Here is a 16463-nt window from a genome sequence, read left to right as displayed (position 1 = left end):
AACCTCAACCTCAGATGCCCACCGTCTCTCCGGTGCGTCTCAACCGTCTTTCCAGTCCGTCAGGCCAACCTCAGTTGCGCCGGTGAAGGGGTATTTACGGATTAGGCTTCCGACCTGCAACCCCCATTTTGAAAAAACTTCACATTTCTCACTATTCTCTCGTTTAAGTGTTGTAAATCAATAGGTTATTTAGATATTTCGTGATTCCCATCGGCCATTTCAGGTGCAGGCTCATCAGAAGAAGAGGGTGAAATCTGCACTTTGGCTGGAATCGTCGACCCCGTCAGCAAACGACGACATCGATATCCGTCTTGAGTCACTCGATCGACGCGGGCGTACCGTTTCGCTGAATGTCGAAGAACACTTGGAAACTGACTTCAGGTCACAATTGTTTTTTTACTCAATTGACGCAGTCTCAGGTGAGCCTGGCTCGGATGGCGAACAGCGGACCGGCACAATAATGGTTCTGATAGTAGGGAAGCCAGCATGGAGTTCGACTATATCATCGTGGGCGGCGGTTCGGCAGGATCCGTTCTTGCAAACCGCCTCAGCGAGAACCCGGCTTCACGCGTTTGCCTGCTCGAAGCAGGTGGGAACGGAAACGGCCTGACTGTCAGGGTGCCGGCAGCTGTCGTGGCAGCCCTTCCGGGACGACCCAAAATCAACAACTGGGCTTTTGAAACCATACCGCAACGCGGGCTGAACGGACGCCGGGGGTATCAACCCCGCGGCAAAGCACTGGGTGGTTCGAGCGCGATCAACGCGATGCTTTATGTCCGGGGTCAGCGGCAGGATTACGATGGGTGGGCCGATCAGGGCTGCGACGGTTGGGATTGGGACAGCGTATTGCCGTATTTCAAACGGTCCGAGAACAATGAGCTTGGCGCAGACAGCTGGCATGGTGACAAGGGCCCGTTACAGGTGTCACAGCAAAAAGAACCTCGCCCGATCACCCGCGCGTTCATTGAAGCCGCGCGGCAACTCCAACACCGTCATACTGAAGATTTCAACCGAGGCGATAACGAAGGTGTCGGGCTGTATCAGGTAACGCAGTTTCATGACCCGACAAAGAACGGAGAGCGGTGCTCGGCGGCTGCGGGTTACCTGTTCCCGATTGCCAACCGTCCGAACCTGACGATCATTACACATGCCCACGCGAAAGGGCTGGTCTTTCAGGGTAAGCGCGCAACTGGCGTTGTTTTCAGGGTCAAAGGCAAAGAGGCAGACACCACCGTTACCGCCACTCGCGAAGTTCTGCTGTGCGCGGGAGCATTAAAAACACCGCAGCTGCTGCAAATCTCTGGGATTGGAGCAAGCGCTGATCTTGAACCGCACGGGATCGCTGTTCTCAACGAACTACCGGGTGTAGGGCGGAACCTGCAGGACCACCTCGACTTTACGCTGACCTACCGGACCAAAGACACGAACAACTTTGGGATCGGCGCAACAGCGGCAATGCGACTGCTGAAGCACATCCATCAGTGGCGCAAGACCGGTGTGTCGATGGCGGCCACACCGTTTGCCGAAGGGGCGGCGTTTCTGAAAACCTCACCCGAGCTGGAGCGCCCGGATATCCAGCTGCATTTCACCATCGCAATGGTCGATGATCACGCCCGCAAACTGCATTACGGTTACGGGTACAGCTGTCATATCTGCAAGCTTCGCCCGGAAAGCCGGGGAACCGTTGGCCTGAGCAGCGCCGACCCAATGGCAATGCCTGTCATCGACCCGGGATTTCTTGCAGATGCACGCGATCTGGACACCATGATCAAAGGCGCGCGAATGACGCGAGACATCCTGCAAGCGCCAGCTTTGGCCAAATATCGGCATAAAGAGATGTTCGGAACCGATACAGCCAAATCTGACGCCGATTGGGAGGGGCATATCCGCGCCCGCGCCGATACGATCTATCACCCGGTCGGCACCTGCAAGATGGGTACCGACGATCTGGCGGTTGTGGATCCCGAACTTCGGGTGCGGGGGATTGAGGGGCTGCGTGTAGTTGATGCGTCGGTGATGCCAACACTGGTGTCGGGAAACACAAACGCGCCAACAATAATGATCGCGGAAAAAGCCTCGGACATGATTAAGGCAGCCGCGCAGTAAAGAACCTACCGGTCCTTCATCAGCGCCTCCAACCCCACCCGGTAGTTCGGGTAGATCAATTCGACACCCAACTCATCCTTGATCCGGTCGTTTCGGACGCGTTTGTTCTCGTTATAAAAACTGCGCGCCATCGGTGTCAGATCGGCCTCGTCAAATGAAACCGCCGGGGGCAGAGGAAGCCCCTGCAACTCGGCGGCATACCCGATGACATCTTGTGGCGGGACAGGCTCATCGTCGCAGACATTGTAAACACTGCCCGGATTCGGCCTTGTCATCGAAGCTTGCAGAACCTGCGCAATGTCATCCACGTGGATACGCGAAAACACTTGCCCCGGCTTGATGATGCGCCGCAGCCCACCGCGTGTGAGCTTAGAGAACGGCCCACGACCTGGGCCGTATATCCCTGCCAGACGGAAGATGTGAACAGGCAGGCCCGGCACAGCCGCCCATTGCTCTTCAGCCAGCATGCGCCACTTTCCACGCTTGGCGGTCGGTGTTGGCGGGGTGTCTTCGTCAACCCAGCCGCCCTGGTGATCGCCATAAACAGCTGTTGTCGATAAATAACCCACCCAAGTGAACTGACTTGCCCGTTTTCGGATCTCGTCGCCCAGCGCCGCCAGTACCGGATCGCCCGCCTCGCCCGGTGCCGTTGAGATCAGCAAATGCGTCACCCGATCCAGATTTGGAACCTCACCGGGCCAGATCAGCGGGTCCGCGCCAGAGGCACGTATCGCATCTGTGCCTTCGCCATCTCGTGTGGTGCCAAAAATCTGCCAGCCTTTCGGGGCAAGAATTCGGGAAAGGGCCTGCGCAGAATAGCCGTGGCCAAATGAGAAGAGTGTCTTGGTCATGCACCGTTGATGGGCTTCAGCGCATCGGGATGCAAGCGCCGCATGGACGCACTTGAATCGAATCTTCTGATGCGCCTTTCTGTGGATATGAGCAAAAAGAAACCAGACCTGCATTCTGCCTACGCGCTGAGCTCTCCGGACGAAAACAAACGCCTTTATGCGGAATGGGCCGGGGACTATGACGACAGCTTTGCCGCGCGTGAGGATTATCAGCTTCATATCCATACCGCGCGGGCGTTTGTGGGCGCGGGCGGTCAGGGGCCGGTTCTGGACGTCGGTGCGGGAACGGGCCTGTGTGGCGCGGTGTTGTCTGGGCTTGGTGTTGGGCCGATTGATGCCACGGATATCAGTTCGGAGATGCTGGAACAGGCTATGCGCAAGGACATCTACCGGGACGCGATCGAGGCTGACCTGACCCATGGCATCCCGGTTCCGCCAGACAGCTATTCCGGCATCGTGTCATCTGGCACGTTCACACACGGTCATCTGGGTCCCGAAGTGTTGCCTGCGCTGCTTCGAGTTGCACGGTCAGGCGCTACGTTCGCCCTGTCAATAAACGCCCGCCATTTCGAAAAGATGGGCTTCAAGGGTAAGCTGCACGAACTGGAACAGGACCAGATCCGCAACCTGACCCTGCCCGAGGTTCGCATCTATGGCGATCTTGCTGCAGGACCCAATAAGGATGACACGGCCTTCATTGCATTGTTCGAACGGGTTTAGTCCCCGGACAGAACCAGCCGCGTCAGGTATACATCTGCTTTTTGTAGGCCCTCGTGCGTGTCGTCGCCTCGGCTGAGCCATCGTGATAGGTGCCAAACCACTTGTCGAACGGAATTTCGGATGTGCCGTAGTTGCACTCGAAATACCTGTGGTGGAGCTGGTGAAAAAAGTCGCCCGCCCGCGCGGCTTCGGTCTCACCGGCCTTTAGCTTCTCGAACCCAGAATGGGACAGTATCGGGCTGACCTGCTGGAACGAGCTGTGAAACAACACATGCAGCGGATGGGAAGGCACGATCAGGTGGATGAAATACGTCGTGAAATACAGCATGTTTTCATACCAGTGATTCGAAATCCCTGACCATGGCCCGGTATTGACATTACGGTGATGGACCGCGTGCACATGTTTATAAAGCCTGGGATGATGTTCCAGCCGGTGCACCCAGTAAAAATGCAGACCGGACCACATGGGAATAAACAACATCCAAACCACGAACCACACCGGCGAGCTGGCCCAGGTAATCGTCGGAACCCAGCCATTTGCCATCGCCCAGAAGATGACCCACTGGTAAATGGTCGCCACCGTCATGGCGCTGCCCAGCGTCCACCAGATGTTATCCCAAACCTGATTGCGGAATGTGAATGTTCCGTTGTCCCGTGTCAGGTCCCTGCGATCAAACTTTTTGTACATCCCCTGCCCTTTGCGCATGTACAGCCACCAGTGCAGGCTTCCTGCCACCAGAGTTTGCGGTACCATGTTCAGCAGCCAGATCCGGAACATCCACCCGGGTGCAAAGCTTTTCATCGTCTCTAATGCAGGGAAAAAGAACGCATAAGCGATGACGGCCAAGGTCATGCACAGGGTCAGGGCGGTGATTTGCAACCACGCGCCGCTGTACCATTTTAGCACGGCCGCCGGACGTGGTGGCCAACTGAACAGCGGGTTGAGGCCCACTGGCCCGTCGGGGTGGTAATGCCAGCGGGCAGCTTCGGGGTCCTGCGTGGAATCTCGCATGTTGGTCACTCTGTCTTGCATTCAGGTTGCGTAATCCGAGCCTTCTGCATCAAGTATTTCCTTGATCGCTCGAAGATGCGCTTCCGCCTGATCGGGGTAGTCGTCCAGTTCCTGCGCTGTTTTCTCTGCAATCTCATCCGACAGCACCCGCAGGGGCAGGCCTGTTTGCAGTGCCCGGATGTATGTTTCGGCAGCGCGCTCGAAATAGTAGAGCCTGTTAAAGGTATCTGCAGGGTCACTGCCCGTAATCAGAACCCCGTGGTTGCCCATGATCATGACCTTCTTCTTCGGATCAGCCAGCATCCCGGCGCACCGCTCTCCTTCGCTTTCAAAAGCCAACCCGCCAAATTCTTCGTCAACAACGTAGCGGTTGTAGAAGGTCGCGGTGTTCTGATCGATTGGCGGAAGCGTACTGTCGGCCAGTGAGGCCAGAACAGTTGCGAAAATCGAATGCACATGCATGACGCAACGCGCGTGCGGGCAGTGGCGATGGATCGAACCGTGCAGGCCCCAGGCCGTGGGATCAGGTGCACCGGGTTGGGACATCACATCCGGATCGTTGGCGTCCAACAACAACAGATCAGACGCGCGAATACGCGAGAAATGCGCCTGATTGGGGTTCATAAGGAACTGCGTCCCGTCTTTGTTCACAGCAAGACTGAAATGGTTGGCAACGGCTTCATGCATATTCAGCCGGGCTGTCCAGCGAAAGGTTGCAGCCATGTCCACACGTTCTGACCAATGATCGATATTGGGGCGAAGGTTGGTGAGACTCATGTGATGCGTCCTTTGATATCTTCGAATGACCAAAGCCTGCATTTGGTCCGGCAATTTGACCAACGAAAAAAACGCAACTATCCCATTAGCTGAACTTATGCCGGAGTTATGCCGATGCAAAACAAGCTTCCCCCGCTTGGCTGGCTGCGCACATTCGAAGCCGCAGCCCGCCATCTGTCATTCACCGGTGCGGCGCGGGATCTGAACATGACGCAAAGTGCGGTCAGTCAGCAGATCAAATCACTGGAAGGCCATCTGGGTCAGCCACTGTTCCTGCGACGCCCGAAGGCGCTTGAGCTGACAGAGGCCGGAATCACCTATTTGCCGGTGGTGCGCGAGGCGTTTCGAACACTGATACGGGGCACTCAGGCGGTAACTGGCGCGCAACAGAATGCGGTCCAGGTGCAGTGCAACATCAGTTTTGCCGTGAACTGGCTGGCCCCGCGTCTGCCATTATTTCAGGCTGAACACCCGGATGTTCAGCTGAACATCTTCACCGAGCTGTGGGAACCGCGCGAGATGGCTGAAGGCGCAGCAGTCGAGATCCGGTATTCCCTTCGACCCTCAGATACAACCCGGACAGAGATGCTGCGCTCTGAATATTACTATCCCGTCTGTGCTCCGGGGTATCAGGTGTGCCTGCATGACCTTCAGGAAAAACCTCTGTTTGACTGTTCCAACCTGTTGACCAACTGGGCGACGTGGGCTGAAGATCAGGCTCTGAATTGGCAGAATCCGCCTATTACCTACGCGACAACCTATCTGGTTTGTTTGTCAGCTGCGATGGCCGGAGGTGGCCTGTGCCTGGCCCATGACACCATCGCAGGTCATTTGATCGATCAGGGACGACTAGTCGCACCATTTGAGCATCGCGCCCCGATGCCCGAGGCGTATTATCTGCTGCTCTCCCCTCAGGCCGAGGACACGCCCGGAGCGGTTACCTTTGCGAACTGGATACGACGAGAATTCGGGTCCGAAACGTAAACCCGGGCGGGTTCCTGCGCGCTGTCAGCGCCTATGTCAGCTTTCGACGACCGGGTCGGGCAGATTTGCAGAATTGTGATCCGTCGGCAGTAGTAAAGAACCGGGGTTGCACCCGCGCGCGCATTCGTGAAAGTTGAGCCATGGAAAACACACCCTTCCCAACTTGGCCCGATGTCGCCCCCCGATTGATCGCAGTTGCTGCCGGACGTGAGGCAGCAGATACGGTAATAAAGGGTGGGACTTGGGTAAATGTGCACAGCCGCGAACTGCTGCCGAACCATTCAGTTGCAATCGCTGCAGGCCGTATTGCATTTGTCGGTCCCGACGCCTCGCATTGTACCGGACCAGAGACACAGGTTATCGACGCGCAAGGCCGCTTTATCCTGCCCGGCTTATGCGACGCGCATATGCACATCGAATCGGGGATGCTGACCCCTGCCGAGTTTGCCCGCGCAGTTATCCCCCATGGCACAACCAGTATGTTCACCGACCCGCACGAGATCGCCAATGTGTTGGGGCTGGACGGTGTGCGCATGATGCATGACGAAGCAATGATGCAGCCGGTCAACATCTTCACTCAGATGCCGTCCTGCGCGCCCTCTGCACCGGGGTTAGAGACGACAGGCTATGAAATCACCCCCGAAGACGTGGCCGAGGCAATGAATTGGCCCGGGATCATCGGCTTGGGGGAAATGATGAACTTCCCCGGCGTGATTCACGGAGATCCCAAAATGCTGGCCGAGATTGCGGCCACGCAGCGGGCAGGCAAGGTCGTCGGCGGACATTACGCATCCCCTGATTTAGGGCCTGATTTCGCGGCTTATGTGGCTGGTGGACCTGCCGATGACCACGAAGGCACCTGCGAAGCGGATGCCATCGCACGGGTCCGTCAGGGAATGCGGTCGATGATGCGGTTGGGTTCGGCCTGGTATGACATTGAAAGCCAGATTACCGCGGTCACCGAAAAAGGTCTGGATGCGCGCAATTTCATCCTGTGCACGGATGACTGCCACTCTGCCACGCTGGTCAATGATGGGCATATGAACCGCGTCGTGCGCCACGCGATTGCCTGCGGCTGTGACCCGCTTGTGGCCGTGCAGATGGCGACGATCAACACCGCCACGCATTTCGGTCTAGAACGCGAGATCGGATCGGTCACGCCGGGACGACGGGCGGATATCATCCTCAGCTCTGACCTGACCGAATTGCCGGTCGAACTGGTCATAGCGCGCGGGAAGGTTGTTGCGGAAAACGGGGTGATCAAGGTTGATTGCCCCCATCTGAACTGGCCCGACAAGGCACGTCGCACCGTTCATCTGAAGCAGGAACTGGCCGCGTCCGATTTTGAGATCGCGGCGCCGACGGGCGCAAACAAGGTAAGGGCCAACGTCATTGGCGTGGTAGAAAACCAGGCCCCCACAAAAGCGCTGAAAGCCGAATTGCCGATTATTGGCGGGCTTGTTGAAGGTGAGGGTGACGTATGCCAGATATCACTGGTCGAACGACACCAGGCGACAGGGGGCGTCACCAACGCCTTTGTCTCGGGGTTTGGATATCAGGGAAAAATGGCCATGGCCTCGACCGTGGCGCATGACAGTCACCACATGATCGTCGTCGGCACCGACCGTGAACAGATGGCGCTGGCCGCGAATCGACTGGCCGAGGTGGGTGGCGGTATCACGATCTTTAGGGACGGCCAGGAACTGGCGATGGTCGAACTTCCCATTGCCGGTCTAATGTCCGACAGCCCGGCCGCCGAAGTTGCGGCCAAGGCGGACAGGATGGTTCAGGCCATGCAGGAATGTGGCTGCAATCTGAACAACGCGTATATGCAACATTCGCTGCTGGCGTTGGTCGTCATACCGGAACTCAGGATTTCTGATCTCGGGCTGGTTGACGTGCGCACATTCGAAAAAGTTGATCTTCTGGAACCCTTGGCATGACGACACTCCTGACACCTGAAGCCCTTTCGCCAGAACAGTTCACCGATCCCGCAGCCGCAGTTGCGCGACTGGAGGAGCTTTACACTCAAGCAACGGAATTTCTGTGCGACAGCTTCTCGAAGGTACTGCAAGATGGTGCGCCAACTGCCAGATACAGAGCCTATTACCCAGAGATTCGCATAAAGACATCGACCTATGCACAAGTCGACAGCCGCCTGAGTTTTGGACATGTGTCAGAGCCCGGCGTTCACGCTACAACCGTGACGCGCCCGGATTTGTTCCGATCCTACCTGACCCAGCAGATTGCCCTGTTGATCAAGAATCATGACCAACCGGTGACGATTGCAGCGTCGGACACACCGATTCCGGTGCATTTTGCCGTGGCTAATACGTCAGATCTGGTTGTGCCGCATCAGGGTGCGGCTGCTTTCACCCTGCGTGACGTGTTTGACGTGCCGGATCTGACCACCACGAATGACGACATCGTCAACGGTGTGCATGAAAATGAAGACGCCGTCGGGCCTTTGTCATTGTTTACTGCCCAGCGGGTCGATTATTCACTTGCGCGACTGGCACATTACACAGCGACAGATGCCCGGCATTTTCAGAATCACGTTCTGTTCACGAACTATCAGTTCTATGTTTCGGAATTCGAAAACTACGCCCGTGAGCAGTTGGCTGATCCCAGCAGCGGGTATACCAGCTTTGTCTCGACCGGGAATGTTGAGATCACGGAGCCGGACGCAGAAATCGAGCAACCGCTGAAACTGCCGCAAATGCCAACCTATCATCTGAAGCGTGAAGATGGTTCGGGTCTTACTTTGGTGAACATCGGTGTCGGCCCGTCGAATGCCAAAACAGCAACCGACCATATCGCGGTTCTGCGCCCGCACGCGTGGCTGATGGTTGGCCATTGCGCCGGGTTGCGCAACACACAGGCATTGGGTGATTTCGTTCTGGCCCATGCATATCTACGTGATGACAAGGTTCTGGATGATGACCTGCCGGTCTGGGTGCCCATCCCGCCCCTGGCCGAGGTTCAGGTCGCGCTGGAACGCGCCGTGGCCGAAGTGACCGAGCTGGAAGGGTATGAACTGAAGCGGATCATGCGGACGGGAACAGTTGCATCGGTCGACAATCGCAACTGGGAACTGCGCGATCAATCCGGACCGGTTCAGCGCCTCAGCCAGTCGCGGGCCATCGCGCTGGATATGGAAAGCGCCACCATCGCCGCGAACGGCTATCGCTTTCGCGTTCCTTACGGAACTTTGCTGTGCGTGTCGGACAAACCCCTGCACGGTGAACTGAAGCTGCCGGGCATGGCGTCGTCCTTTTATACCACTCAGGTCGGGCGTCATTTGATGATCGGGATACGCGCTATGGAGCACCTGCGCGGCATGCCGTTGGAGCGTTTGCACAGCCGGAAATTGCGTTCCTTCGACGAAACTGCCTTCCTCTGACGCAAAAAAGCAACGTTTTCCCCATATTTTTAGGGGTTTCTGCGCTACTATTCGTTGTGTTTGGCCACAATATCCCGTTACAGTTACGCGGTGAGGCCCTATAGATCGGGCACGTTAAGGAGACCAAGAAATGGCAAAACCTATGACAAAGACTCAGCTGGTTGCTGCTCTCGCTGAGGAAATGGGAACCGATAAGAAATCCGCGAACTCTGCGCTTGAGGCCATCACCGGCCTGATCACACGCGAAGTTTCCGCAGGTGGTGCAGTGACCCTGCCTGGCGTCGGCAAAATCTACTGCCGCGAACGCCCCGAGCGTCAGGTCCGCAACCCGGCAACCGGTGAAACCTTCACCAAAGAAGCCGACAAGGTTGTGAAAATGACCATCGCGAAAGCACTGAAAGACAGCGTGAACGGCTGATCTCAAGCGCTTGGAACCATGTAAAGGGGTGGCGGTTACGCGGCCCCTTTTTTGTGCCTGAGCTTCACATTTTAAAGCCTGCGCAAATGTGTCCTAAGGCATCAGAGTTCTTATTCAGACTGTAAATATGGGCTACAATCCAACACCGGTTGTCCTTGGCACGTTTTTTACGGACAACCCTTTGATTTCCTGCTTGGCCCGCTAAATCCCAGTTCCATGGAACAGGATATAACCTTCACGCGACTGCCCCTCGTCTCAGCACCTGAGATACTGGCGCATATGAGAAATCCAATTCTTGCCGAACACATGCCTCTCCTGACGCAGGATTGGGACGAGGAAACAGTCGCCGGTTTCATTCACGCGAAAGAGTCGTGTTGGGCGCGGGACGGCCTAGGTCATTGGGCAATTCTGCACCGCGGACATTATGTGGGATGGGGCGGATTTCAAAAAGAAGGTGAAGAGTGGGATTTCGGGTTGGTCTTGAAGCCCGGTGCATTTGGACTGGGTGCAAAGATAGCACGTCAGGCCATCGCATTCGCAAAGCAGGACAATCGTATTCCGTTCGTGACATTCTTGCTGCCGCCTTCACGCACGAAACTGCGCGCAATGACCAAACTCGGCGCTTATTTTGTTGGGCAAGTAGACTACGCTGGCCACAGTTTCCTCAAATATCGTCTCGACACGAACTGAAGTGTACGGCAAGGAATGAGGGCCGGATCGGGCAGCCCCTAAAAAGAGTTGCGGGCCCCGATGTCGAGACCCGCTTTTGGTACCCTAGCTTCAAGCAATCAGTGAATCGTCTCAACCTTGTGGAAGTCCAGATCGCGATCTTCCGGCATGGCGTCGATACTCATCACCTCTTTGCGCTTGGTGACCAGGATATAGACCACGCAAGCCAGGTAGAGAGCGACTACGACGGCTCCGATCCACTGGATTTGCAACCACTGACTCTGGAACAGCAGCGTCAGCACAAACAGCAGCGCGACGTTGCCAGCGACATAGGTCGCCTTGCCGAACCGCTCAGCGGTCATGTTCAGGTTGTCCGTATAGAGCCTAATCAGCGAGTCCAGCGAGTTGATCACAAAGGTCACGCCCACGATTACCATCGCGATATTGGTGATGCCTGCGGTGCTGAAGCCGTTCAGGTGATAGTAGTAGAGAACGGTGAACCAAATCCCCAGCGGGATCGACGGGAAGATCAACAACGCCGCCAGCAGCTGCCAGGTTTTCAAACCGCCCACAAAGCGCGAAGTAAACTGGCCAATCATGATTGACCACGCAAACCACCAGAACAAGTAGAAGGCATGATAATCGGTCAGCGGCAGGACAAATTTGTGCACATTGGCGAAATAGGCACCAATGTTACTGCCGGTCTCGATAAACCCGGTCATTCCCATGCCAGCGGCCGCCCACATACCCAGAATCAGTGCAAGGAACAGAAAGGTCGAACCGACCGACAGGATGCGCACATATTTCAAATCGGTCGACGAGTATGCCGCCGCCAGAATGACCACAAACACGATGACGTAGAAGGTGGTAACGACAGATTCTCCATCTCCGACCTCTGGCAGGTAGCCAGGCAGGTAGATCAGGAACAGGCTGGCGGTAAAGGCGCAGGTGCCGATGATGACGACGTTGTTGATCAGCTTGACCAGCGGAATCTCAAAGAAGTTCACGCGGGGTTCGATCACGCAGAAATAGAAGGCTGTCAGGAAGTAAAACGCCCAGATCAGAAATCCCCAGAAACCGAACTCGATCGCCAGTGGATTGGCAAAGGCATAGGCCGGATCTTCGGCATAGCCACCAAATTCTGTCAGCGGGAACATGATCAGGCCAACATCCAGACCGGACGTAAACAGGATCGCGATGAACGTGAAAAGGTGGACAGGTGTAACGCCAACGCAGCGCAGGTTCCACCACTTCACTACGAAGAACGCGACTAGGCCCAACGCCAGCAGAACGCCAAAAGATAGAATGTACTCCAGAAGCACCGACAACCCTCCCTTGATATGTCAGATCCCGGAGCCGATAACTTTAATTGTTCAGTCAATCAATAAAAACATCCTTGTGACTTTCGTTGCATCACGGATGTGTCTTTTTTGACGCGCAGCGCTTGCGACCCATCGGAAAATCGGGGACAGTCCGCGCAAAGTGACAGGGGGTCTCCATGGATCTGCGCGCCATAGCCATGGGGCTTACTTTTGCCCTGATCTGGTCGTCTGCCTTTACCTCGGCGCGGATCATCGTGGCAGACGCCTCTCCTTTGTTTTCGTTGGCTCTGCGGTTTTTGATCTCAGGGGGTCTGGGGGTTCTGATTGCCCGGGCGATGGGGCAAAGTTGGCACCTGACCCGGAACCAATGGCGGGCAACGATCCTGTTCGGAACTTGCCAAAATGCCCTTTATTTGGGTCTGAATTTTTACGCGATGCAGACGGTTGAAGCCTCGGTCGCGGCGATTATCGCGTCCACAATGCCCTTGCTGGTGGCGCTGGCAGGGTGGCTGATTTTTGGCGAGAAACTGCGCCCTCTCGGGATTTTGGGATTGTTTGCCGGATTCACTGGCGTCGCCCTGATCATGAGCAGCCGGATCAGTGCTGGTGTCGACATTTTCGGCGTCGCGCTATGCGGCATCGGAGCTTTGGCGCTGACCTTTGCCACCCTCGCGGTTCGCGGCGCGACTTCGGGCGGTAACTTCATGATGGTCGTGGGTCTACAGATGCTTGTAGGCTCAGCCATGTTGTTCGTGGCCGCGCCGATCTTTGAGACCATTTTCATCCACCCGACGCTGCCACTGGCCTTGGCGTTCACTTACACAACCCTGTTTCCTGGGCTGCTAGCCACGCTGATCTGGTTCCTTCTTCTGGATCGCATCGGCGCAATCCGCGCAGCCACGTTCCATTTTTTGAATCCGGTATTCGGTGTCACGATTGCGGCCATATTGTTGGGCGAGAAACTGGGCGCGATGGACGCAATTGGCGTTACAGTCACGACATTGGGTATTCTTGCTGTTCAGCTGTCACGCCAACCTGCCGGCAAAACGACTTCGGCCTAACGCAAGGACCTACGTGTTTGCGTCTGACCGACTGCACGACTGTGAGAGCGCTTTGAAATATCGCTTTGCTTTCTGTACGGCAGCCCCCAGATAATGGCACAAACGTCAAATCAGCCGGAGGATCCATGACACGCTACACCAAAGACCCCACGGTTATTGCGGCGCTTTCGCCCGAAGAATTTCACGTCACCCAACGCAACGGCACCGAACGGCCGGGGACAGGCAAGTATTTGGGGAACAAGGAACCGGGTATCTACGTGGACATCGTGTCAGGCGAACCGCTGTTTGCTTCGACCCACAAATACGAATCCGGATGTGGCTGGCCCAGCTTTACCAAGCCGATCATCCATGAGCATGTGGAAGAGTTTCGCGACACGACACATGGTATGATCCGGACCGAGGTTCGCTCGAAACACGGCGACAGCCATCTGGGGCATGTCTTCCCCGACGGCCCGCGAGAACATGGCGGCCTGCGATATTGCATCAACTCGGCCTCGCTCAGGTTCATCCATCGGGATGAGATGGAGGCTGAAGGTTACGCCGAATTCCTGATCCACGTGGAGGAAATCCAATGACTGAACAACGTGCTGTACTGGCCGGAGGCTGCTTTTGGGGTATGCAGGACCTGATCCGCAAGCTGCCAGGCGTCTTGCGAACTCGGGTGGGCTATACCGGAGGCGATGTGCCCAACGCCACCTATCGCAACCACGGCACCCACGCCGAAGGGATCGAAATCTGGTTTGACCCATCGCTAATCAGTTACCGCGACCTGCTGGAATTTTTCTTCCAGATTCACGACCCGACCACGGTGAATCGACAAGGCAACGACCGAGGCATGAGCTATCGTTCCGCGATTTACCACGTCGATGAAGCCCAAAGAGCAACCGCCCTGGATACAATCGCAGACGTGAATGCCAGCGGCTTGTGGCCGGGAAAAGTCGTAACCGAAGTCGAACCCGTCGGCGATTTCTGGGAGGCCGAACCCGAGCATCAGGATTATCTTGAGCGTATCCCGAACGGATATACCTGCCACTTCCCGCGCCAGGACTGGGTTCTTCCCAAACGTGCCAGCGCCGCAGAATAATGCACCACCTGCCCGGCCCCTCTGAACGAGTCAGAGGGGCTAGCCCGCCGCAACCCGCGGTCGCCCGCTCGCCTCGACCGTGATCATTGCTTCGACAAACACATCATTGGCCTCGACCCGCGCGGTTTTGATGTCGCGATCCACGATCACCCGGATATCTTCTGCACCGGCTTCGCGCACCGCGCCTTCAGCTTCCGACCTCAGAACATTTTCCAGCAAAGCCAGCGCATCTTCTGATGCGGAAAAATCCTTGGGCCCGCCCTCGAGATGTACACGATACCGCCCTTCGGCAGGACTTGTCACCGTGCCCGTTCGCCGTAAGGTCAACCGCCCCACGACAGCGCCAATCGCATTGGCTACGCCCGCATGTTCCGGCAGTATCATCCGGCAGTGAAGCCGTTCACCAACCGCCGGGTAATAGCTGGGGGCAGATGCCCCAAGTCCCACAACATCAACGTTCAGGGCTGCGGTCAGCGACAACAAACCGCGATGCTGCGCCAATCCGCGCTGTGTCAGGATATGCCGCGCCAGCTCCTGCGGCGAATGCCCGAAACTGTCTGGCTCCTCATCAAAAGCAGCCTCTAACAAGGTCAAACTGGTCTGTTCTGTCAACTGGTCCACGATCATCTGCGCCAGCGCTTCGGCGGAATTTGCCAACATATCTCCGGACCCGACCCGTTTGCGCGCGACCAGTTCAAGTGCCTTACGGGCGGCGTCCGCATCCCAGGCATCCACCCGCCCCAGTACATGGCTGGCATCCGACGGCGTCACGCCCGAGATCTGAATGATCCCGCGGTCCACCAACCGGGTCAATGCGCCGCTCTCCATTCGGGACCGAAGCAAGGAACCGATCGGCAGAACCTGATCTCCCAACCGCTCCAACAGGGCTTCTTCTCGCACATCTATACCGTCGTCACGTATTCCCGGCACGCGACGGGCAAAGCGCGTATCGTGCTCACCAACCGTCGTGGCCCGCAATTGCTCGTCCAGAACGGCATGGACGATCTCGGGCGCTTCCGAGGCGATCAGGGACACCGGAAGAACGCGGCGCGGCCCCAGAAAAACACCGCCCTGCAACCCCTCGGTCACGACATGCACCTGACTGTCACCTCCAAGGCCATGGGTGCGCATCGCAACTGCCTCGACCATTGTGCGGAACCCGCCCACCTGTGCCCCGGCCGAGTCTATCGCGGGCTTACCGTCACGGATCAACGCCACGTCAGTTGTCGTGCCGCCAATATCCGACACCAACGCATTCTCTGCGCCGGTCAACCAGCGCGCGCCTACAATTGACGCGGCTGGTCCGCTCAGGATCGTTTCAATGGGGCGTTCACGCGCCTGTTCAGCACTCATCAACGCCCCATCACCGCGCACGACCATCATCGGGGCCATTATCCCCAACTCGCGCAGCTGGTCCTGCGCACGCCCGATCAAACGATCGATCATCCCGATCAGCCGCGCATTCAACACGGCCGTCACGGCGCGTTTCGGCCCATTCAGCTTTGCCGACAAGTGATGCGAACATGTTACCGGAGCCCCGGTTCTTTCCGTAACGATCCGTGCGGCTTCCAGTTCATGCGCGGGATTACGGGTGGCAAACTGAGCGGCTATGGCAAAGCCAGAAATCCCTTTATGAGAGTCTAAAAACTGCTCCAGCGCGGCAACGTCCAATGGCGCAGCTTCGCTGCCAGAATGAGAATGCCCACCAGACATAACCAGGGACGGGTCCCCTTTTAACGCGTCCTTCAAACCGTGCTTTTCAAGGTCGCTGTCTTTGAATCCGATATAGATCAACGCAACGCGCCCGCCCTGCCCTTCGACCAAGGCATTAGTCGCCAATGTTGTGGACAAAGACGCCATTGAAATCTGATCCGGCGCAACTTTCGCCTGCTCCAGAACGGCAGAAATCGCCTTGCCCACACCAATTGCCAAATCCGCGCGTGTGGTCAGGGACTTGGCCGAGGCTATGACCTCTTTTTCATCCCGGATCAGTACCGCATCGGTATAGGTTCCACCCGTATCCACCCCCAAAGCCAGCGCCATCGGGTTCTCCTTA

The 16463-nt window shown here is 56.8% G+C and carries 15 protein-coding genes; 10 read left to right on the top strand and 5 right to left on the bottom strand.

Going from position 1 to position 16463, the window contains the following annotated elements:
• Positions 1–486: 486 nt before the first annotated feature.
• Positions 487–2106, top strand: a complete 1620-nt coding sequence (locus tag ACR0J7_RS16845; RefSeq protein WP_480915026.1) for a GMC family oxidoreductase — start codon at positions 487–489, stop codon at positions 2104–2106.
• Positions 2107–2111: 5 nt separating this feature from the next.
• On the opposite strand, the gene ACR0J7_RS16840 is transcribed toward ACR0J7_RS16845, so the two are convergent.
• The gene (locus ACR0J7_RS16840) at positions 2112–2957 is read right to left on the bottom strand and encodes an SDR family oxidoreductase (protein ID WP_480623270.1); all 846 of its coding nucleotides are present in this window, start codon (positions 2955–2957) and stop codon (positions 2112–2114) included.
• A gap of 87 nt (positions 2958–3044) precedes the next feature.
• Between ACR0J7_RS16840 and ACR0J7_RS16835 the strand changes: the two genes are divergently transcribed.
• Positions 3045–3677, top strand: a complete 633-nt coding sequence (locus ACR0J7_RS16835) for a class I SAM-dependent DNA methyltransferase (protein ID WP_209598901.1) — start codon at positions 3045–3047, stop codon at positions 3675–3677.
• A gap of 22 nt (positions 3678–3699) precedes the next feature.
• Here ACR0J7_RS16835 and ACR0J7_RS16830 read toward each other — a convergent pair whose 3' ends face one another.
• A complete protein-coding gene (locus ACR0J7_RS16830) occupies positions 3700–4689 on the bottom strand; it encodes a sterol desaturase family protein (RefSeq protein ID WP_480547266.1) in 990 nt (329 codons plus the stop codon).
• 21 nt (positions 4690–4710) lie between these two features.
• Complete coding sequence (locus ACR0J7_RS16825) at positions 4711–5466, bottom strand: class II aldolase and adducin N-terminal domain-containing protein (RefSeq protein WP_480898513.1); 756 nt, start codon at positions 5464–5466, stop codon at positions 4711–4713.
• 114 nt (positions 5467–5580) lie between these two features.
• On the opposite strand from ACR0J7_RS16825, the gene ACR0J7_RS16820 reads away from it, so the two are divergent.
• From ACR0J7_RS16820 to ACR0J7_RS16800, 5 genes are all read left to right on the top strand, one after another.
• The gene (locus tag ACR0J7_RS16820) at positions 5581–6450 is read left to right on the top strand and encodes a LysR family transcriptional regulator (protein WP_480898515.1); all 870 of its coding nucleotides are present in this window, start codon (positions 5581–5583) and stop codon (positions 6448–6450) included.
• Between the two features lie 140 nt (positions 6451–6590).
• A complete protein-coding gene (gene ade, locus ACR0J7_RS16815) occupies positions 6591–8393 on the top strand; it encodes an adenine deaminase (protein WP_480915023.1) in 1803 nt (600 codons plus the stop codon).
• Positions 8390–9853 carry an AMP nucleosidase gene (locus tag ACR0J7_RS16810; protein ID WP_480915021.1) on the top strand — a complete coding sequence of 488 codons (1464 nt, stop codon included), beginning with the start codon at positions 8390–8392 and terminating at the stop codon, positions 9851–9853. Before ade ends, ACR0J7_RS16810 begins: the two co-directional genes overlap by 4 nt.
• Before the next feature lie 130 nt (positions 9854–9983).
• Positions 9984–10271, top strand: a complete 288-nt coding sequence (locus ACR0J7_RS16805; protein WP_117871130.1) for an HU family DNA-binding protein — start codon at positions 9984–9986, stop codon at positions 10269–10271.
• 216 nt (positions 10272–10487) lie between these two features.
• Positions 10488–10961 (top strand): GNAT family N-acetyltransferase, encoded by a 474-nt coding sequence (locus tag ACR0J7_RS16800; RefSeq protein ID WP_480487088.1) that lies wholly within the window; start codon positions 10488–10490, stop codon positions 10959–10961.
• Positions 10962–11059: 98 nt separating this feature from the next.
• Here the strand turns inward: ACR0J7_RS16800 and ACR0J7_RS16795 are convergent, their stop codons facing one another.
• Positions 11060–12256, bottom strand: coding sequence for a BCCT family transporter (locus tag ACR0J7_RS16795; RefSeq protein ID WP_480915028.1), 1197 nt, complete (start codon positions 12254–12256; stop codon positions 11060–11062).
• A gap of 182 nt (positions 12257–12438) precedes the next feature.
• On the opposite strand from ACR0J7_RS16795, the gene ACR0J7_RS16790 reads away from it, so the two are divergent.
• The 3 genes from ACR0J7_RS16790 to msrA all read left to right on the top strand — a co-directional run bounded on the left by ACR0J7_RS16790 (position 12439) and on the right by msrA (position 14407).
• On the top strand, positions 12439–13323 hold the full coding sequence (locus ACR0J7_RS16790; protein ID WP_480898523.1) for a DMT family transporter: 885 nt from the start codon (positions 12439–12441) through the stop codon (positions 13321–13323).
• A gap of 125 nt (positions 13324–13448) precedes the next feature.
• The gene (gene msrB, locus ACR0J7_RS16785) at positions 13449–13898 is read left to right on the top strand and encodes a peptide-methionine (R)-S-oxide reductase MsrB (RefSeq protein ID WP_267363147.1); all 450 of its coding nucleotides are present in this window, start codon (positions 13449–13451) and stop codon (positions 13896–13898) included.
• Entirely contained in the window at positions 13895–14407 is a 513-nt protein-coding gene (gene msrA, locus ACR0J7_RS16780) for a peptide-methionine (S)-S-oxide reductase MsrA (protein WP_209598908.1), read from the top strand. Before msrB ends, msrA begins: the two co-directional genes overlap by 4 nt.
• A gap of 39 nt (positions 14408–14446) precedes the next feature.
• Here the strand turns inward: msrA and ACR0J7_RS16775 are convergent, their stop codons facing one another.
• Positions 14447–16450: a hydantoinase/oxoprolinase family protein gene (locus ACR0J7_RS16775; protein WP_480773105.1), complete on the bottom strand. Its 2004-nt coding sequence runs from the start codon at positions 16448–16450 to the stop codon at positions 14447–14449.
• Positions 16451–16463 lie beyond the last annotated feature (13 nt).

It is taken from the genome of Ruegeria sp. O4, assembly GCF_056535125.1.
Note: the sequence above shows the minus strand (reverse complement) of the source record. Positions and strands in the feature narration are given on the sequence as shown.